At 44.3% G+C, this 17,451-nt stretch carries 12 protein-coding genes; 9 read left to right on the forward strand and 3 right to left on the reverse strand.

The window, feature by feature from the left end:
- Positions 1-125: 125 nt before the first annotated feature.
- The 7 genes from DLM76_RS20870 (at position 126) to DLM76_RS20900 (ending at position 9,734) form a co-directional block, all read left to right on the forward strand.
- On the forward strand, positions 126-350 hold the full coding sequence (locus DLM76_RS20870; protein ID WP_118957941.1) for a YgaP family membrane protein: 225 nt from the start codon (positions 126-128) through the stop codon (positions 348-350).
- Positions 347-1,783, forward strand: coding sequence for a TolC family protein (locus DLM76_RS20875; RefSeq protein ID WP_118966470.1), 1,437 nt, complete (start codon positions 347-349; stop codon positions 1,781-1,783). The genes DLM76_RS20870 and DLM76_RS20875 overlap by 4 nt, the downstream gene beginning before the upstream one ends.
- A complete protein-coding gene (locus DLM76_RS20880; protein WP_118966471.1) occupies positions 1,767-4,970 on the forward strand; it encodes an efflux RND transporter permease subunit in 3,204 nt (1,067 codons plus the stop codon). The genes DLM76_RS20875 and DLM76_RS20880 overlap by 17 nt, the downstream gene beginning before the upstream one ends.
- Positions 4,971-5,373: 403 nt before the next feature.
- On the forward strand, positions 5,374-6,861 hold the full coding sequence (locus DLM76_RS20885; RefSeq protein ID WP_118966472.1) for a SpoIIE family protein phosphatase: 1,488 nt from the start codon (positions 5,374-5,376) through the stop codon (positions 6,859-6,861).
- Entirely contained in the window at positions 6,858-8,315 is a 1,458-nt protein-coding gene (locus tag DLM76_RS20890; protein ID WP_118966473.1) for a tetratricopeptide repeat protein, read from the forward strand. The genes DLM76_RS20885 and DLM76_RS20890 overlap by 4 nt, the downstream gene beginning before the upstream one ends.
- The gene (locus DLM76_RS20895) at positions 8,312-9,325 is read left to right on the forward strand and encodes an LB_137 family protein (RefSeq protein WP_118966474.1); all 1,014 of its coding nucleotides are present in this window, start codon (positions 8,312-8,314) and stop codon (positions 9,323-9,325) included. The genes DLM76_RS20890 and DLM76_RS20895 overlap by 4 nt, the downstream gene beginning before the upstream one ends.
- 10 nt (positions 9,326-9,335) lie before the next feature.
- A complete protein-coding gene (locus DLM76_RS20900) occupies positions 9,336-9,734 on the forward strand; it encodes an STAS domain-containing protein (protein ID WP_118957947.1) in 399 nt (132 codons plus the stop codon).
- Between the two features lie 158 nt (positions 9,735-9,892).
- Here DLM76_RS20900 and DLM76_RS20905 read toward each other — a convergent pair whose 3' ends face one another.
- From DLM76_RS20905 to DLM76_RS20915, 3 genes are all read right to left on the reverse strand, one after another.
- On the reverse strand, positions 9,893-10,285 hold the full coding sequence (locus tag DLM76_RS20905) for a hypothetical protein (RefSeq protein ID WP_118957948.1): 393 nt from the start codon (positions 10,283-10,285) through the stop codon (positions 9,893-9,895).
- A gap of 78 nt (positions 10,286-10,363) precedes the next feature.
- Positions 10,364-11,254 (reverse strand): DUF1554 domain-containing protein, encoded by an 891-nt coding sequence (locus DLM76_RS20910; protein WP_158586412.1) that lies wholly within the window; start codon positions 11,252-11,254, stop codon positions 10,364-10,366.
- A 461-nt stretch (positions 11,255-11,715) separates the two neighbouring features.
- A complete protein-coding gene (locus tag DLM76_RS20915; RefSeq protein ID WP_118966476.1) occupies positions 11,716-13,314 on the reverse strand; it encodes an EAL domain-containing protein in 1,599 nt (532 codons plus the stop codon).
- 1,359 nt (positions 13,315-14,673) lie between these two features.
- Between DLM76_RS20915 and DLM76_RS20920 the strand changes: the two genes are divergently transcribed.
- Both DLM76_RS20920 and DLM76_RS20925 read left to right on the forward strand, forming a co-directional pair.
- Positions 14,674-15,783, forward strand: a complete 1,110-nt coding sequence (locus DLM76_RS20920; protein ID WP_118966477.1) for an AraC family transcriptional regulator — start codon at positions 14,674-14,676, stop codon at positions 15,781-15,783.
- A 280-nt stretch (positions 15,784-16,063) separates the two neighbouring features.
- Entirely contained in the window at positions 16,064-17,209 is a 1,146-nt protein-coding gene (locus DLM76_RS20925; protein ID WP_118966478.1) for a helix-turn-helix domain-containing protein, read from the forward strand.
- Positions 17,210-17,451: the final 242 nt, after the last annotated feature.

The following is a 17,451-nucleotide window of genomic DNA, read 5'->3' on the forward strand; positions in this document are numbered from 1 at the left end:
TCCCACTTAAGGAATAAAAACCGCTAAAAAACGAAGCCCTCAGCAAAAAATCCCTTGTCCGATTTATATACCATACAGGGTATTGTATAAATATACCCCATAGGGTATATAAAAAGGAGAATCAGATGAACAGTTGGTATTTGGAGAGGTATTTATTTCTAATCGCAGGAATCGTTTCCCTCACGGGATTGACTTTGGGATTCTTCGTGAATCCGTGGGGATTCGTCTTCAACCTTTTGGTAGGGTTGAACCTGATCCTATTTTCGTTCACGGGATTTTGTCCGATGTCTTATTTTTTGAAAAAGATCGGAATTCCGTCCCTTGCGGATTTAAAAGGCGCGAACCGATGAGATCCGCGGCCGTCTTTACGATCGTGTTTTTGTCGTTCGCGTTTTTAAAAAACGTTTCCGCGACGGAAGAGAAACGAATCGAGTTCTCGGAGATATGGGATCAAATCCGTTCCCAGTCCGCCGTATTAAAATCCAAAACGGCGGAAGTTCGAGTCGCCGAAATCGGAAAAGACCGCGCCGCAAAACACTGGCTTCCGAAAGTATATGCCGACGTTCGTTCTTACAGGACGAACGATCCGGCTTTGAACTTTCTCGGGAAACTCGGACAAAGATCCGCGAACCAATCCGATTTTTCCACTGCGAGCGTTCGAACCCAACCTTCGAACTTTCTCGACGCGAACAATCAGCCGTATACCCTCTTAAATTCGGATACGGCCAACCTATTTGCAAAGGACACACTCAATCGTCCGGGCGATCACACGTATTCCCGCGGAACCCTCGGGGTGGAACTTCCCCTCTTTGAAGGAGGAGGAAAAACGGCGGCTCATTCCGCTCTCGAAAAAAGATTCTCCGCAGTAAAATCGGAGGAAAGATACATTCGTACTTTAGAATATTCGAATGCGGCTGCGGCTTTCCAGTCGATCTCGCTTTCGGAGGAGAATCTCGCAAAAACGGAATCCTTGCTCCGGGAAATCCGCGATTTTTTAGGCAGATACAGAATCGGAAATCGAGATAACCCCGTGGGGTATTCCGGTTTTCTCGCGTTACGCAGCCTTCAAAATCTTTTGGAGGTTTCCAAAAAGGAACAGGAAACCGCGCGCCGGACCGCCGAAGAAACGATTCGTATGATGGCTCCGGAGATTTCGGAGGAGCAACTTCGTCCGAAGCGAATCCCACTCCTGAAATTTGCGGACCAATATCTTCCTCTTCCCGCTCTGCGAGAATCCGGGCATACGCCTCTTTCCGATGCGTTCCGTTTTCATTCGGAAGAAGCGAAAGCGGGAATCGAAGCGGAACGCGCCCGTTTTCTTCCGAAGATAGCCGCTTATGCGGAGACCTACGCGTATGACGGCGGCAGAAATCAGGCGAACGCATACAACGCCGGTGTTTATCTTCAGATGAATCTTCTGAATCCCTCCGACCTTGGCGCTTTGGACGAAGCGAAGGCAAAGGAAGAGGCAGTCCGTAAAAAAGCGGAAGAGATCCGGCTCAAAGAGGAAGGAAATTTTCGGCTCCTTCTTTCCAGAGAAAAAAGTATATTCGAAAATTTGAATTCGATTTACGACTCCGTCCGTTTTCAGGAGGAGCAGCTCAAAATTTCTCAAAGATTGTTTCAGAGCGGTTCGATTCTCGCGCCTCAAATGGCGGAATCGTTTTCAAGAATGGCCGAACTGTTACGAATCAAATCCGCGACGGAAAGCGAATATCTTCGCATCCGCGGAGAACTTTCCCTTTACAACGCCAAAGGAGCATTTCATGAAAACGAATTCTAATCCATCGACGTCCAGCATCGGTTTTGCGGGAAAAATCGCAGGGGCATTCGTCCATTCCAAGCTGACTCCCGTATTGATTCTTTCCAGTTTACTGCTCGGCTTAATCGCCGTGTTTCTGACTCCGAAAGAGGAAGAACCTCAGATTTCCGTTCCGATGATCGACATCCAACTCGCGGCTCCGGGTTTCAGCGCCCACGAAGTGGAACGAAAGATCACGGAGCCGGTGGAACGTTCCGTTTGGGGTTTGGAAGGCGTGGAATACGTGTATTCTTCCAGCACCGATCACGGCGCGTTGGTTACGGTTCGCTTCGAAGTCGGCCAGCCTTTGGAACCTTCGTTGGTGAAAATCCATCACAAACTTCTCGAGATCAAAAACGACCTACCGCCTAACGTAAGTTATTCGTCCGTCCGCTCCTTGACGATCGACGACGTTCCGTTTCTTGCACTGACGTTCAGTTCGGATCAGCGGGACGATTTTTCCCTCAGAACGTTAGTCGCTCCTTTAGCGCGAGAATTGTCGGGAACACCCGACCTTTCCAAGGTGGAACTTCTCGGAGGTAGAAAGCGATCCGTACGCGTCATCGCGGACCCGGTTCGATTGAATCGTTATGGAATCGGTCTTTCCGATCTGGCAAACGCGCTTCGTGCAAACGACGCATTTCTTCCCGCGGGTCAAACCTGGGGAAAAAATCAAAATTACGACGTGGAAGTGGGAACCGCGATCTCCCGTTCGAACGATGTGCGTTCTCTTCCGATCGCGCAAAGGGGCGGACGCGTGATTCGCGTTTTCGAAGTCGCCGACGTCATCGACGGCCCTCAGGAAAAAACGAAAGAATCGGTTCTCTATGAACGGGAGAATTCTTCCGTTGCGAAGACCGCGGTGACGATCAGTTTCGCAAAACGAAAAGGTACGAACGTCGTTCCTCTTTCCAAAGAACTTTTGGAAAAGGCGGAATCGTTTTCAAAACGTCTTCCTCCCGACGTTCGGATGTCCGTGTTGCGGGATTACGGCTCCACCGCTTCCGCAAAATCCAACGAGTTGATCGAACACTTGTTGATCGCCACGATCTCGGTCGCGATTCTCATCGCGTTGTGGATGGGCTTGCGCGCATCGCTCGTCGTTTCGGTCGCGATCCCCGTGACTCTCGCGCTGACTCTGGCCCTGTATTACTTTTTGGGATATACGTTGAACCGAGTCACGTTATTCGCGCTTATCTTCTCGATCGGGATCTTAGTCGACGACGCGATCGTAGTCGTGGAAAACATAGAACGGCATCTCAAAGAAAATCCCGAACTCGGAATTTTACGGGCCGCATTGAACGCGGTCTCCGAAGTGGGCAATCCCACGATCCTCGCTACGTTTACGGTGATCGCAGCGATTCTTCCGATGGCGTTCGTAAGAGGGTTGATGGGCCCTTACATGAAACCGATTCCCGTGGGAGCGAGTCTCGCGATGATTCTTTCCTTGCTCGTCGCGTTTATCGTAACTCCTTGGATGAGCGTTCGAATTTTAAAACACGAAGAGGAGCATTCTCCCGAAAAACGGGAACGCCAAAAGATTTCCAAACTGGATCGGCTCTACATTCGATTTACGGATTGGCTTTTGCGGAACAAAAAGAATTCCGCCAAGTTCCTCGTCGGAGTGGCGACTCTTCTTTTGATTTCGTTCGCGTTCGTCGGGTTGAAGATCGTAAAAGTCAAAATGCTGCCGTTCGACGACAAGGACGAGTTTCAGATTCTGATCGACTACGATCCGAAAACTTCCTTGGAAAAGAACCTGCAGATTTCCAAACGTCTCGCACAAAGAATATTACAAAATGAGAATGTGGAAAAAGTGCAGATCTTTGCGGGAGAAGCCGCTCCCTTTTCCTTTTCGGGAATGGTCAAACACAGCTTTTTACGAAGCGACGATTGGAAATCGGATCTGCATATCGTTCTGAAATCGAAGGATAAACGAAGCTCGAAAAGTCACTCGATCATCGAATCGATCCGTCCCATTCTCGCCGAGTTTGATAAGAACGAAAACGCTCTGACAAAGGTCTTGGAAATTCCTCCCGGTCCTCCGGTGCTTGCGACCTTTGTCGCGGAGATCTACGGCCCTTCGGAAACGGAACGAAAACAAGCGGCCGCCAAGCTGCGGTCGATTCTTTCCGAACAGGAAGGCGTCGTCGATTTGGATTCAAGCTTGAGAACGGGACGTCCTAAGATCGTCTATCCGTTCGATACGAACCTCGGCGGAATTTTGGGAGTCCGTTCGGAAACAGCCGCACGGGATTCTCGGATTTTGTTTTCGGAAACCGCCCTATTCTCTTTGAGCGAGGCAGTAAACCCCGAGGAAATCACGGTGGATCTTTCCGTTGCAAACTCTGCCCGTTCCTCCGCGCATCCGTTTCACGGCCTGGGAGTTTCCACGTTCGAAAGCGGAGTCGTATCGACCGAAAGATTATTCAATTCTCATTATATTCAAGATACGGTATATTTGAATCGGAAGAATCTAAGACCGGTGGAATACGTCACGAGCGAGTTCAGCGGAGCGGAAGAAGCGCCGGTCTACGGGATTCTCAAATTGTCTCCGAAAATTCCGTTCCCGACTTCCACGCTCGAAACTCCGAAACAAACCGATCAAGTCTCGATCAAATGGGACGGAGAATGGTTCATCACCTACGAGGTTTTTCGGGATTTGGGAGGAGCCTTTGCGATCGTGATGATTCTGATTTACGTTTTGATTCTCGCGTGGTTCGGAAGTTATTCCGTTCCTCTTGTGATCATGGCTCCGATTCCGATTTCGTTGATCGGAATTCTTCCGGGGCATTGGTTTACGGGCGCGTATTTTACCGCGACGTCGATGATCGGATTTATCGCGGGAGCGGGAATCATCGTGCGTAACTCGATTATCCTCGTGGATTTCATCGAGTCGGAACTCAAACTCGGAAAACCGCTGCGTCAAGCGGTGATCGATGCGGGAGTCGTTCGTTTCAGACCGATGCTTTTGACCGCGGCGGCGGTCGTTGTGGGAAGTTCGATCATGCTCTTTGATCCGATCTTTCAAGGTTTGGCCGTGTCTTTGATTTTCGGAGAAGTGGCGGCGACCTTACTCAGTCGATTTACCGTTCCGATTTTATACTTTTGGTTTTTGGGAGAACAAAGAAAGAACGCGATCCTGCGTTCTTCTTCCATGACGGATTAAAAAATCGCGCTCCGAACGATTCGAAAGTCTGTACGTTTTTTCAGCACATCCAAGAATCATTCATTTCGGAATCGAATTCACTAATACGTTCTATGTATTGGCGAGCGATTCCCCTTTTCTTTTCTAAGAATTTTTCGCATCTATTCCGCGAAGATATGTCTTCCAACCTTCTTCAATAAATTATTGCAACAATCTTTTGCAATGCTTGTGCCTCGAATTTTTCAAAAACAAAATTAGATTCAAGCATAAAGAACGACGAAAGAAAGCCGTTCACTCTTACGTTTCGTTCCCTATTTTATATTTTTTTTTAAAATCGAACGTACGATCGCTCCGGAAACAAAAGACTTCACTTTATAGCCTGCAATGATTTTGAAGCTTTAAAGAACGATAATCTATCTTGGTCATGAAAAAGTCGCTTCGCTTACAGATTATCGTTATCTATACGATCTTAACGGTCGTAAATCTTACGTTTGTAGCGGTCATGATTTTTGAAAACCAAACCGATCTTTTGATCTCCAATTTCACGCTCGAATCCGATCGAGTCGCGCGCGAAATTCTCAAGAAGGTGGAATCCTTCGGCAATATCAACTTCGAAGACGCGACTCAAACCGACGAGTTTCAATCCAAATTACTCAGCATCGGACTTACGAACTTTTCCGTGATCGCCGCAGACGACGCTTCTTTAGAAAAAACGCATACTCTTCTTTCCAACGGAGTTACTGCCTCCGTAGCGGATCTCAAAACGAAACTCAAAAACATGACAAACGCCAAAGCGGCGTTGAATACTTCCTATGATATCGAACTCGATACCGATCATTTTATCGTAAATCTGATCTTTTATCTGAATCCGAAAACGTTTCTGATTTCTCAAATTAAGATGAAAGAGATGGTCGATCGTTTACGTTCTCTTTACATACAGCTCGGTTTGTTGCTGGTCTGGGGATTCGCATTTCATATTCTTTTCGGAATCTTTCTTTACCGCAAGATTTTCGTGCGTCTGTTTCTTTTGAAAGAAGTCAGCGAAACGATGGCAACGGGAAATCTCAACGCGAGAATTTCCTGGAACGTCTCCGCGCAGGACGAATTGGACGCGTTAGGAAACACATTCAACGGAATGGCGGAACAGATTTCCTCTCAATTCGATTCTCTTCGATTGAAGAATACGCAGATTCAAACCGAGTTGGAAATCGGAAAGAACGTTCAGGAATGTTTTCTTCCCGAAAAACGAAAGAATTTCAATCTGATCGACGCCGAAATCGTCTATCAACCCATGCGGGAAGTCAGCGGAGACATCTACGACATCATCGAAATCAACGATACAAGAACGGCCTTCTTTTTGGCGGATGCGACGGGGCACGGGGTTTCGGCGGCTCTGATCACTTCCATCATCCACTACAACGTGGAAAACATCATGAAGGAAACCGTCAATCCCGCGCATATCTTCAACCGTCTCAGCGACAATCTGTTCGAGACGCTGCAAGGAACGTTCTTTGCGACGGGAATCTTCATTCTTTTTGAAAAGGAAGGAGGTTACGCCTACTTCTGCAGCGCGGGCCACAACCCGATCTATTATTACCGCAAGGCGCAGAATAAGATCGTCGTTCTCAATTCCACCGGGTTCGTACTCGGGATCGGAATTCCGGACGACTACAACGTGTTGAAAATCAAAACGTCTCCGGGCGATAAGATTCTCGTTTATACGGACGGGGTTTTGGATGCGACCAACGGAACCAACGAACCCTTCGGAGACGATCGTCTGATCGAGGCCTTTCAAAAATACGCGACGCTTCCTACCGGAGAATTAACCGAAAAACTTAGAGGAGAAATTCATTCCTACGCGAATGTTTTTCCGGACGACGTTACGTTCGGAATCTTAGAGATCACCGAATGAAGAAAAGTGTGTTCATCGCCATTTTAGGATTTCTATTGATCGTATTTTTCGGTCTCGTCGTACTCGATACGAAACTCTACGAACTCAAAGTTACTCTCGAAAAGAGAAAACTCTTCAACTTCTCCTTTTCGAGCGAAATTCTCCGATCCAAATTCGAAAGCATTCTTTCCAACCGGGACAATATCAAAGCGGAGATGAATCTCAACAATCTCCAGAGTTCCTTGATCGAAAGCAATCATCTCGAATCGTTCAGCGTCGGGGTTTTGCAGAGTTTCGGTTCGGTTTTGATCAACGCGGTCCGTTTCGTGACGGGAAAACCTCCCATCGATTTCGAAATCAATTCCTCCAAAATCCGCGCCTTGGAACACGCATTCAGTCTGGAACGGAACCAAGGTTATAAGGAAGCCTACCAAGCCTACGGAGAAACGTTAGGCGACTTCGCAAAAGGAACGGACGAAAGCGGGTTTATTCTTCTGCATCAAGGATTTTGTCTCGCGGTTCAGGGAGAATTCGATCACGCACTCAGGGATTTGGAAAACGTTCTTGCAAACAATCCGGGAACCGTCTTTGCAAACGACGCGGAGATTCTCATCGCGATCATACAAAAATCAAAACAAAGCGCCCAAGAGATCGAGGAGAATTTCGACAGCCCCGAATCCAGAGCCAGAGCCTTTTTTGCAAAGGGAAATTACGCCAAGGTTTTGGAAGAATTCGCCAAAACGAAGATGGATTCCGCCGAGATGCGCTACATCCGCGCATATTCTCTGGAAAAGACCGGAAATCAAAGCGCCGCAATCACGGAATACGCAAAGCTCGCCTTCTCCGATACGGATAAGGAAATCGCAATCAAAGCGAATCGAAGACTTTTGATGCTCGGACATTATTACAACGCGGGAAGCGAAATCGCGAGAATCTCCGATAAAAACGCGGAACGACTCGGCGATACGAGCGAGGCCGCGGAAATCAAAGCTTCTTCCGAAAAACTAAAACCGTCCCCCAGCTTGGAGGATAGTCTTAAAAGTTTACGGGAATCCGCAAAGGTCGACGACAAGAAGAATCTACTCAGCTCCGAACTGCAGGACATCGTCTCCAAGTCGGACGCATTCTTAAAAAAAGCGGAAGAAGAAGCGAAAGCGGACGCAAGAAACTTTATCGCGATCCAAGTCGCGGATTCCGTTCCGGTCTACGGAGATAAGATCGTGATCGACGGAGACGAGACAAAACTCTACTCGGCTCACTTCCCCGTTACGATTCCGACGTACGCGATCGATTCCATCGCGTTGATGAGAACTCCCGTAAAAGCACGGCACAAACTTTTATTCGTTCAGAATTCGCAGAAAACCCCGTTTCTCAAAGCGATCTTCGAGGACGATCAATCGATCACCTTAATCGAAAAGAAATCAAAAAAGAAAATCAGCTTGAGCGAGCCGATACAAATCGAGTTATCCAAATGAGAAGAATCCCGATCTACATTCTATTGTTCACTTTTATCACGGCGAGTCTTTCCGCACATCGGGTGATTTTAAAATCCGGAGAGGTTCTTTCGGGAGAATTGAAAGAAACGGAAGGCGCGTCCGATCATATCATTCTCAATACCGAAGACGAAGATATCAAGATTTTCAAAAAGGATGTCGCCGAGATTTTCTTCGAAGAATCCGGTAACCATCTTTGTATGCGTTTGAAAAAACAGACCGAAACGAAATGCGGTTTAAAACTTCTCAAACTCAATTCGAGCACCGTGTATTATATCGACGAAAACAACCGTTATCTCCGTGCGTCTTTCAAAGACTTGGAATCGATTACGATCGAAGCCGCTTCCACGAAAGTTTTGGAACAGTTCGCCAAAGCCGGATTTTCCGTTTTAATCACGTCCAAAGACAAAAAAGAAGTTCAAGCGCCGATCGCAGATGTGAACGAAAATTCGGTTCTCATTGAAAAAGAATCCGAACCCGTGCCGACCGAAATCACACGCGAAGAAATCGCCACCCTCCATTACAAAACCGCGGAGGATGAAAAAGAGATTCCGAAAGAAAGCGCGAGCAAGGAAATCACTTTGATCGATTATCTGATTCCGGGCTATTACATACGGAAGCAGGGTTATGTCAAAAGCGGAACGACTTTGATGGGTTTGACGGGTTTTTTGATGGCGGGAAGCGTCTATGAATTCATGGTAGCAAAGAACTCGGAAGGGAAAACCCCCGTGTATATACCGCAAAGCGACGGATCGATTCTGTGGGCCGAACAAGCCAACGGAGAATTCGAAAGACATAAAAAGCTGAATCAGCTATTTTTAATTTCTTTGGCCTGCACGTATCTATTCAACGCGGTACTACTTACGTTTCCGGTGACGTTCGCCTTCTTTTTTCACGACGGGGCGACCGCCCCCGCGATAAATCCGAGTCCGGATCTAAATCCGATCGGGAAGGACCAAAAAATCGAAATGAAAATCAATATTAATTTTTAGGAAAACAAAAATGGAAGCAACCAACAATTCAAAAGATGAGTTATCCGTAGAGATCGTATCCAATTCTCACGTAAATCATTTACTAAAACCGCATATTACGATCGTGAAAACGAACGGAGAAGTAAATATTTTCTCTTCTAAGAAACTCAAGGATCTATTCAATCTGAAAATCGACGAAGGAACGAGGGTTTTACTCTTAGATCTTTCCGCGACGACGCATATCGATTCTTCCGGACTTGCGGTTCTGATCAGTACGCAAGCCAGATTGATGAAGCAGCTAAAAGGCGCATTGATCGTGTATTCGATCCCGAACGCGATCAGCAAAATTTTCGAGTTAACGAGATTGGACAAATTGATCACATTGTCGATCGACTTGGACGAAGCAATGGACAAAGCGATGACGTTTTGATTTAGAAAAGAGCGGTTTTTCGGATTCGAATGTTTCGAGTTCGGAAAGGCCCGCCCTGCTCGAAAACCGGACTTTCTTCCGAGAGCTGGGCGGAAAGATTTCTTTTTCGGAAGAATTGGTATCTAAGAAGATTCCATCCATTCCTCCAAAATTTCCCTTCAATAACTATCTTTAATCAGATAATCGAGGTGCAGACGAATATCGGATTCGTCGGTCGCATCCTCCAAAAGCGTATCGTTCGAAACCTTTTCGTTCAGAACCTGAGCCAATTCCGAATCGTTCTTAGCGAGATATACCCCGTTGAAAACGGAATAATTTTCGATCCACAATTCCAGCTTTCTGCATTCGGATAAAATTACGCAATTTTGATTTACGCGAATCGAATCGGAGATCATCTTTCGAAAATTGGTAAGATTGATGAACTCTTCGTTTTCGATCTTATTCAAATCCAAAATATAGATCCCCGAAAATTCGTCCAAAATCGATAAGATGATATCGCGAACGTTCATAATGGAACGGTTGTCGATCACTCCCGAAAGTTTAATCAACATAACTTTGGTAGTCGTTCCCTGTACATTGAATGTAACGAACTCATTACTAACCTGCATTTGCGTCCTCATAGTTTGGTTTTATTGTCTGATACATAAGATAGAATGACGAACGTCGCAGCTCGAATACGAGTCGTCGAAAATAGAACTCATCACCAACGCCGAAATCGTGTTCGAGCTCGAGGTCCAATTCGAACAATCGACCGAAGTCTGAAAGGAATTGTAATATCCCGACCAAATGACGGGAGGATTCGGTAGAATGGAAGTGGGAACACCGTTGGTCAAAGGAATCGGAAGAATTCCAGAAGGATCCTCGGAAGCCGGCGCGGGAGAATACGCCGTCCCTAACTCGAAATGAATTCTTCTTTCATCGTTGCTGTGGATATAATAACGCAAACCTCTGCGCATCGGCCAAACGGAGATTCCGCTTTGTTCGATGTTCAGGGCGGGTTTCCGCGTAAACGTGGTCGCCAAAAATGCGGAATATTCTCTTTTGTCTCCGGGGAGAAAGCCGCTCTTTTCCGACTGACAGATCGTATCCGCACCGACAAGGCCGCCTAAATCGCCCGTAAACCCCGTCCCGTTCGCCGTTGCAAAGAACATACATCGATCCGCTTCTTGGATTCGTATGTTTACTTTCCCGATTTCAACGTTATTCGGCGTTTTTAAACGAAGAACATAGTTCTCTTCCTCGCAATTTGCGTCCGCAGCTGCGGCAAGATGAATGAGAATTTTTGGAGATCCGGACGTGCGTTGTATTTCCGCTTCTTCGGAAAAAGTTAAGGAGTCGGATGCATTCAATTCTTTGAATATTTTGACTCTTTGAACATCGGAAGACGTCGTTATGTCCAGCTCCACGGTTCTGTACCGTCCCTCTTCCAAAATCAGATTCTCGGCTCCGTTCCTCAAAGAATAAGCGCTGTATACGAATGCGTTTAACAAAAATCCCACCGGACTATGCGAAGCATCCATCTCGATCGGCTCCGCTTGTGCGCAGTTTAGAAGGAAAGCGCACCCGAAGATCCAGAGTATACTTGTAAAATGATTCGCTTGAAATCGCGATAAAGGATTTTTGAAAAAGCCTTTCGATCGAAAATCAAAACGCAGAACATTTGACATACCTATAGTTTATAGAATCCACTGTCTTTGTTCACCGCATTCTATAAAAGGAACACTTTTTTATTATTGGCCCTTTTAAAGTTACAAAACTATTTAATCCTTTAGGATTTTATGTTTTTCTAACTTATCAATTCGAATTCACATTTCTATTTTGAATACTCTACATTGATAATTCTGAAAAAAGAATCTTTGATTTGCAACGAAGCAAACGCTGTTTTACGATTCTTCTGTTGAAAGATAAATTGAATGTCGAGTTAGAAATCGACTGAAACAAAAATAAGAATCGAAAGATCGGCTAACGCGCCCCGAAGGGATTACTGAGGAAATTGAAAGGAAGAAAAATCCTGAATCCAAGTCGGCTTTCCATAATGATATCCTTGCAGATAATTGGCACCGTAATCGATCGCAATATTTTCCAAGATTGCGTTTTCAATTCCTTCAAATACGGTCTTCTTACCAAGCGAGGAAAGAACTTGCGAAATCGCTTTCAAAACGCTTCGTTTGCTGTGATTGACGTCGACTCCAATTACGAGGCTTTTATCCAGTTTCACGTAATCGCATTCGATCTTTTCGATTCTAGAAAAATTCGAATTCCCGATTCCGAAGTCGTCGATCGCAATCTGAAACCCGAAACGCTTCAGAATCGCCATCTGTTCGATGATTAGGGCGGTTTCTTCGTAACGGCTTTCCGTCATTTCCAATACGATCGAATTCGGGTCCAAATTCAGCTTTGAAAAGTAAGAAATCAAATTGTCCGCAAATTCGGGATTCTTCAATTGAAATGGAGAAACGTTGATCGAAATCAAAGCCTTCGAAACCGAAGAATCGCTTTTTCGAATCTGAGAAAGATCCCAAAGAGCGTTTTGAATCACCCAAGCCCCGATGGAACTGATCAAACCGGATTCTTCCGCTAAGGGAATAAAAACATCCGGGCTGATCATCCCTTTTGCGGAATGATTCCAGCGCGAAAGCGCTTCCAAAGAATGAAGTTCCTTCGTTTTCGAATTTACGATCGGTTGATAATACAAAAGAAGTTCTTTTTTGTGAACCGAATTGCGAAGGGACAAATACGTGGAAATCAAATTGGAAGAATCGTTTTGGCTCTGTGTCGCATAACGACTAAACGGATAATCGATCACTTTTTTCAGATTAGCCCGCAGCCCTTTGAGAATTCGTAGCGGGCTCGTATTGGTCTCCGAAGTGTGATAACCGCCGATCGAAAGTTTCAGATGAAATTCGTGATTTTCAATTTGAATCGTGTTCTTCATATACGAAATCAAACTGGAAGGAATCCAATTGATATCTACGTCCGGTTTGTTGATCTGATATGCGAAGAAAATCTGGTTCGTGGAAATCCGAAGCCCTACGTTTTGACTGTTCGTAATCGTTAAGAACTCCGTATGCAGATCCAAAAAGACCGCTTCATATACTTGAGTCTCGTATTTGTGGAGAAAGGGATGATTGTAAATTTCGATGTTTACCAGGTAAAAAAAAGTTTTTTCAAGCTTGAGAGTTCTTACTAAATCGTGTTTGAGAGAACGAAATCTTTGCACTCGATTTTTTTCGGGGTTCGATAAAATTCGGGTCACGGATTCGATGTGTGCGAGAACGTAACCGCCTTTCGGGTTGATTTCAAAATTTACCCGATAAATACGATCGTTATTGGAACGCACCATCAACTGGACGTTCCTATCGTTCTTAAATCTGCGGAGCGCGGAAACGGTGGAATGAAGATTTCCGTAATCGATGAATCTTTCTACGATTTTTTTAAGTTTTGCTTCGGAATCCAGGAGCGGATTGTAATTCGGTTCGGAATACAATTGCTTCCCTTCCAGGTTATAGAGAGAATAACTGTATACATCCGTTGCATGCAGTTTGTTCTCAATGTAGAAAGCGCCGCTTTCAGAAATCATACATCGATTTTATACTAGAAATTAATTCTTTCTTTTCATCTTATAACCTAAATTTCAAAAGAAATTTAAGGATAATTTTCATCTTATAGTATTCAACCCATATCATCGATGAAATTACTGCAATCACCGCAAAGGAACGACCTGATGGAAAAACGTTGTACCTTGTTTTCAAAAAAATTGGTACGTTATCGCTTTCCAAAGCAGACAACAGATTCCCGAGGGGCCGGCTCAGTCCACATCCATCCTTTGCAAAAGCCTCTTTTCTTTCCGGCGGTTTGTAGGCAGTTCAATTTATGAAAAGAAACGATCCTTTCAAAAAGAAAGAAACGTGCAGTGGGAACCCGCATTCGAGGGAGAGTTCTCCAACCGAATCTCCCGCAAACAAACGATTCCTTTGCGAATTCCCTTGAAGTATAAAAGTGCCGCTCACCGTTTTTCTCTTTCCTCAAAACGGATTTGATCCACGTAAGCTCGTCGGATCTTCGAGGACATACGACGAATTTACTCATTCACATTCCTGTTGAACCGAAAAGAAAAACCGAAGAACCATTTCCTTTTAATTTTTTTCTGCTTTTACGAAGCGAATCAAAGCCCCCATCATTCCCTAAGTACAGAACTAAGTTAAAACGTGGTATCCGTTTTTCCATTCTGCATGTCTTTGGCTTTTCAAAAAATCCAAATCTCACAAATTCATTCGAATTTTATGAAATCAATTCTTTCCATAATATAAACTGAAATAAGTATTTTCTTTAATTCGACATGAATCTGCTGATTTGATTGCAGCCCCAACAGAAAGACTCAAAAATTAATTTCTTCCCTTTCCCTGAGCGATAGAACGTTAGATACAATTTCCACTGTTTTACAAAGATTCCGAACCAAAGGAATTCCAACTTCGTTTAACATTTTAAAGATTCCTAAATTAATTTTTCGACCCTGAAAATACGATGCGGGCGAACTGCTTTCATTATTTGAACATCAATTTAAAAAATAATTATTTTTTTTTACAATACATTGATTGCAGGTTATAAAGAGAATAATTAAAATCTAATTTAAGGATTGGTTCTGGAATATTTTACACACAAAAGAAACTATTTATCACTTGAATTGATCTGAATCTATAGAGTTGTTAATCGAAATAAAAGTAATAACGAATATTCAAAATTTCTTTTACAATTTAAATGTCAATTTCACCTTCGCATATAGAATGATTTCTTTTAATTGAATTTGAATGGACCAAATTGAATTCAAATTAAAAATGAATCTTGTGATTGGAATATGGTGAGTTCGCTGACTTTAATTAGAGATGAGCTTTGGTTTTCTTAACAAATAAACCGAGAAGATACAAAGCGAATAACGGATATGGTGAATATTTTAGATTCAATGTTAAATGAAGAAATCTTATTGAGCTTAATAAGATTTGGAGCGGGCTTTGCCTTAGTCCTGGGAATTGGAAGTTGGATTCGTGCAAGTAGACAAATCGATTATCTGGTTTCGACCGTCTTGGTATTGACGGCGATTTTTCAGTTCGTCGACGAGTCGAGCCTGAGCTGGATCACTCTGCCCTGGCTTCGTAAATTTCTCTTTTTGATCGATATTATCGCATTAGCCGCAAGCGGCACGATCGTATTTTTGATCTCAACAATGATCTTTAAGAAGTTTTCAACCCTTCCCCTCATCTATTATTGGAATCTGTTGGGGCCTTTTATTCTCGCGCTTCCGATCGCTACGTTCTACGAACAACAAGGCACGAAAGAGCTGGAATTCTTCTTATTTGCGGCCGATTTGTATGTTTTCGTCTATTTCGTAATTGCAGTCGCCAATGTGTTCATCGACAAAAAATACGAATCTTCTTCGTTCAGTTTTCGGACGATTCTTACGCTGGTGATCTTGATTTCGCTTTGCATTCCTTTGGAAATCCTCGGGATCGTATTCGAAAACAAGATTCTCGTGCTTCTTTCCAGCGTTCACACCACATTTGCGGTCGTTTTTTATTACTTTCTGACTCTCGTTTATCCGAATCTTCTGGATTTTCTAACGATCGAACCGGGCAAGAATCTGGTAAAACGTTCCCTCCTACACGACGTCGATATCAACGCACTGGAAGAAAAACTCGCCCATATCATCAAGGAAGAAAGAATTTATTTAGATGAAGACATCCGCCTCCCCGACGTTTCGGAAGAACTCGGAATTTCCGTTCATCAGCTTTCCTTCTTTCTGAACAATCATCTCGGAATCAATTTCAACAACTACATCAATCGTTTCCGAGTGGAAGAAGCCAAGTTGATGTTGTTGAACGACCCGGCTCGTTCGGTCGTTTCCGTCGGAATCGCCGTCGGTTTCAATTCCAATTCTTCTTTTTATAAGGCCTTTTTAAAAGAGACGGGAATGTCACCCAAGCAGTTTCGGGAAACTCAACCGAAAGTGATTCACTTCCAGTCTTCACCGGCGGACATTCAATTTAGAAATTAAGAATCCGAAAAAAGGATTGTATACGAAACTTTCGACAAACAAGGGTCATACGGCTTTAACCTTAACCGCACGACCTTTGAGCGTTGATCGTTTATTTCTACGGCTTGTTATGCGATTTTACTTCAGATTAAATTAAATTCTAAAATGGCATATATGATATTTATAATTTTCCTTTTTTAAAATTATATTTACCGATGACCGGCCGGGATCCGGCGGGTTATACTCGATCGAAGAACGCAATGCAAAGATAGAACGATTCTATTGCAAGGGATGATTTCGAATGTTAAATTTCAATACCTTCTCCGAGATTGTATCTTATTTATTTCTTTCCGAGATCCATCTGTTCTACGCACACGCAGCCGGCGTCGGAACGGGAATCGTGATGGCGATCGTAAAACTGTATTCGGGTAAAAGGGACGAATTCAGCAAGGCCTACGGAACGATCCTTCTCAGCGTCAGCATCTTTTTGATGGTGAACAACAAAGTCATCTTCCCGCAGGAATCGGATCCGCGATTGGCAAAAGAACCTCTCTTTTTAGGAATTTATTTCGGTCTCGTTCTGTATGCGTCTTCCGCTGTCCTGATTTGCATTCGATTCATCTTGGATCGCCTGCACAATCCTTGGCTCTACTGCAAACGTTTGGTCGCAATCGTTCCGATCACGATGGGGATCGCATTCTTCGTTCCCGGAACTCTTTTCATTTGTATTTGCGATTCGATCGCGGTTTCGCTGACGCTCTACACGACCGTTTGGTCCATCGCAGAAATTCGATCTTCCGAAAAGCCCCGCGTCTTCTTCAACTTTCCTTTTATCACGTTCACGATTACGGTTTCTTTGATTTTAGACTTGCTCGGAACCGTTCTGCATTCCACGAGAATTCTGATGTTTTCCGAGCTGGTTCCCGGAATTATGATCGCGTATATCACTTTGATCGAGCGGTTTTATCCGATTCTTTTCAGCCGCGCCTATGGAGAATTTAGCAAGGAATTCGTGGATAGCCACTCGTTGGTCGATTCTCCCGTAGAAGATCTGATGGAATCGGAAATGCTTTCCGAAGGTTCCAGAAACATTTTAGAAGGGGTGGAACTGGAGAAGATCGAAGAAAGAATCAATTCCTTTCTTCAAGTGAGAGGTTACGCGGACGAAGAGCTGCGTTTACCGGACTTTGCTTCCTATCTCGGGCTTTCCACGCACCAAGCTTCGTATTATCTCAACAAACACATGTCTATGAAGTTTGCGGACTTCTTGAACATGAATCGGATCGAAGACGTAAAACGAAATCTCAGAAACAAGTCTCATATGAATTTATTGCAGATCGCTTTAGAATGCGGGTTCAATTCCGCTTCTTCCTTTCATCGAGCTTGTGTTAAATTTACGGGAAAGTCTCCGAGAGAATTTCGAAAACTGATCAATTCTCAGAATTGAAAACTCGTTTCGAAACACGGAATCATGAGCGATCCCGTGATTGCGTTGTGTGATTCCTCCGCTTGCAACGAATCAACGAATACAACACGTTAGTTGTCTTCTCTTTGAATCAAACAAAGCGCTTACACGATTTAGTCCTTTTGATCTAAACGAATACGCTTCTTTGCCATTCAATCGACATGGACAAACAAAAGAATTCTTCCCTTTTCAAAGAGGTGTTCTGAATTTTTGGTCCTAAAAAA

This window comes from Leptospira yasudae, from assembly GCF_003545925.1.
Taxonomy (GTDB): Bacteria; Spirochaetota; Leptospiria; order Leptospirales; family Leptospiraceae; genus Leptospira; species Leptospira yasudae.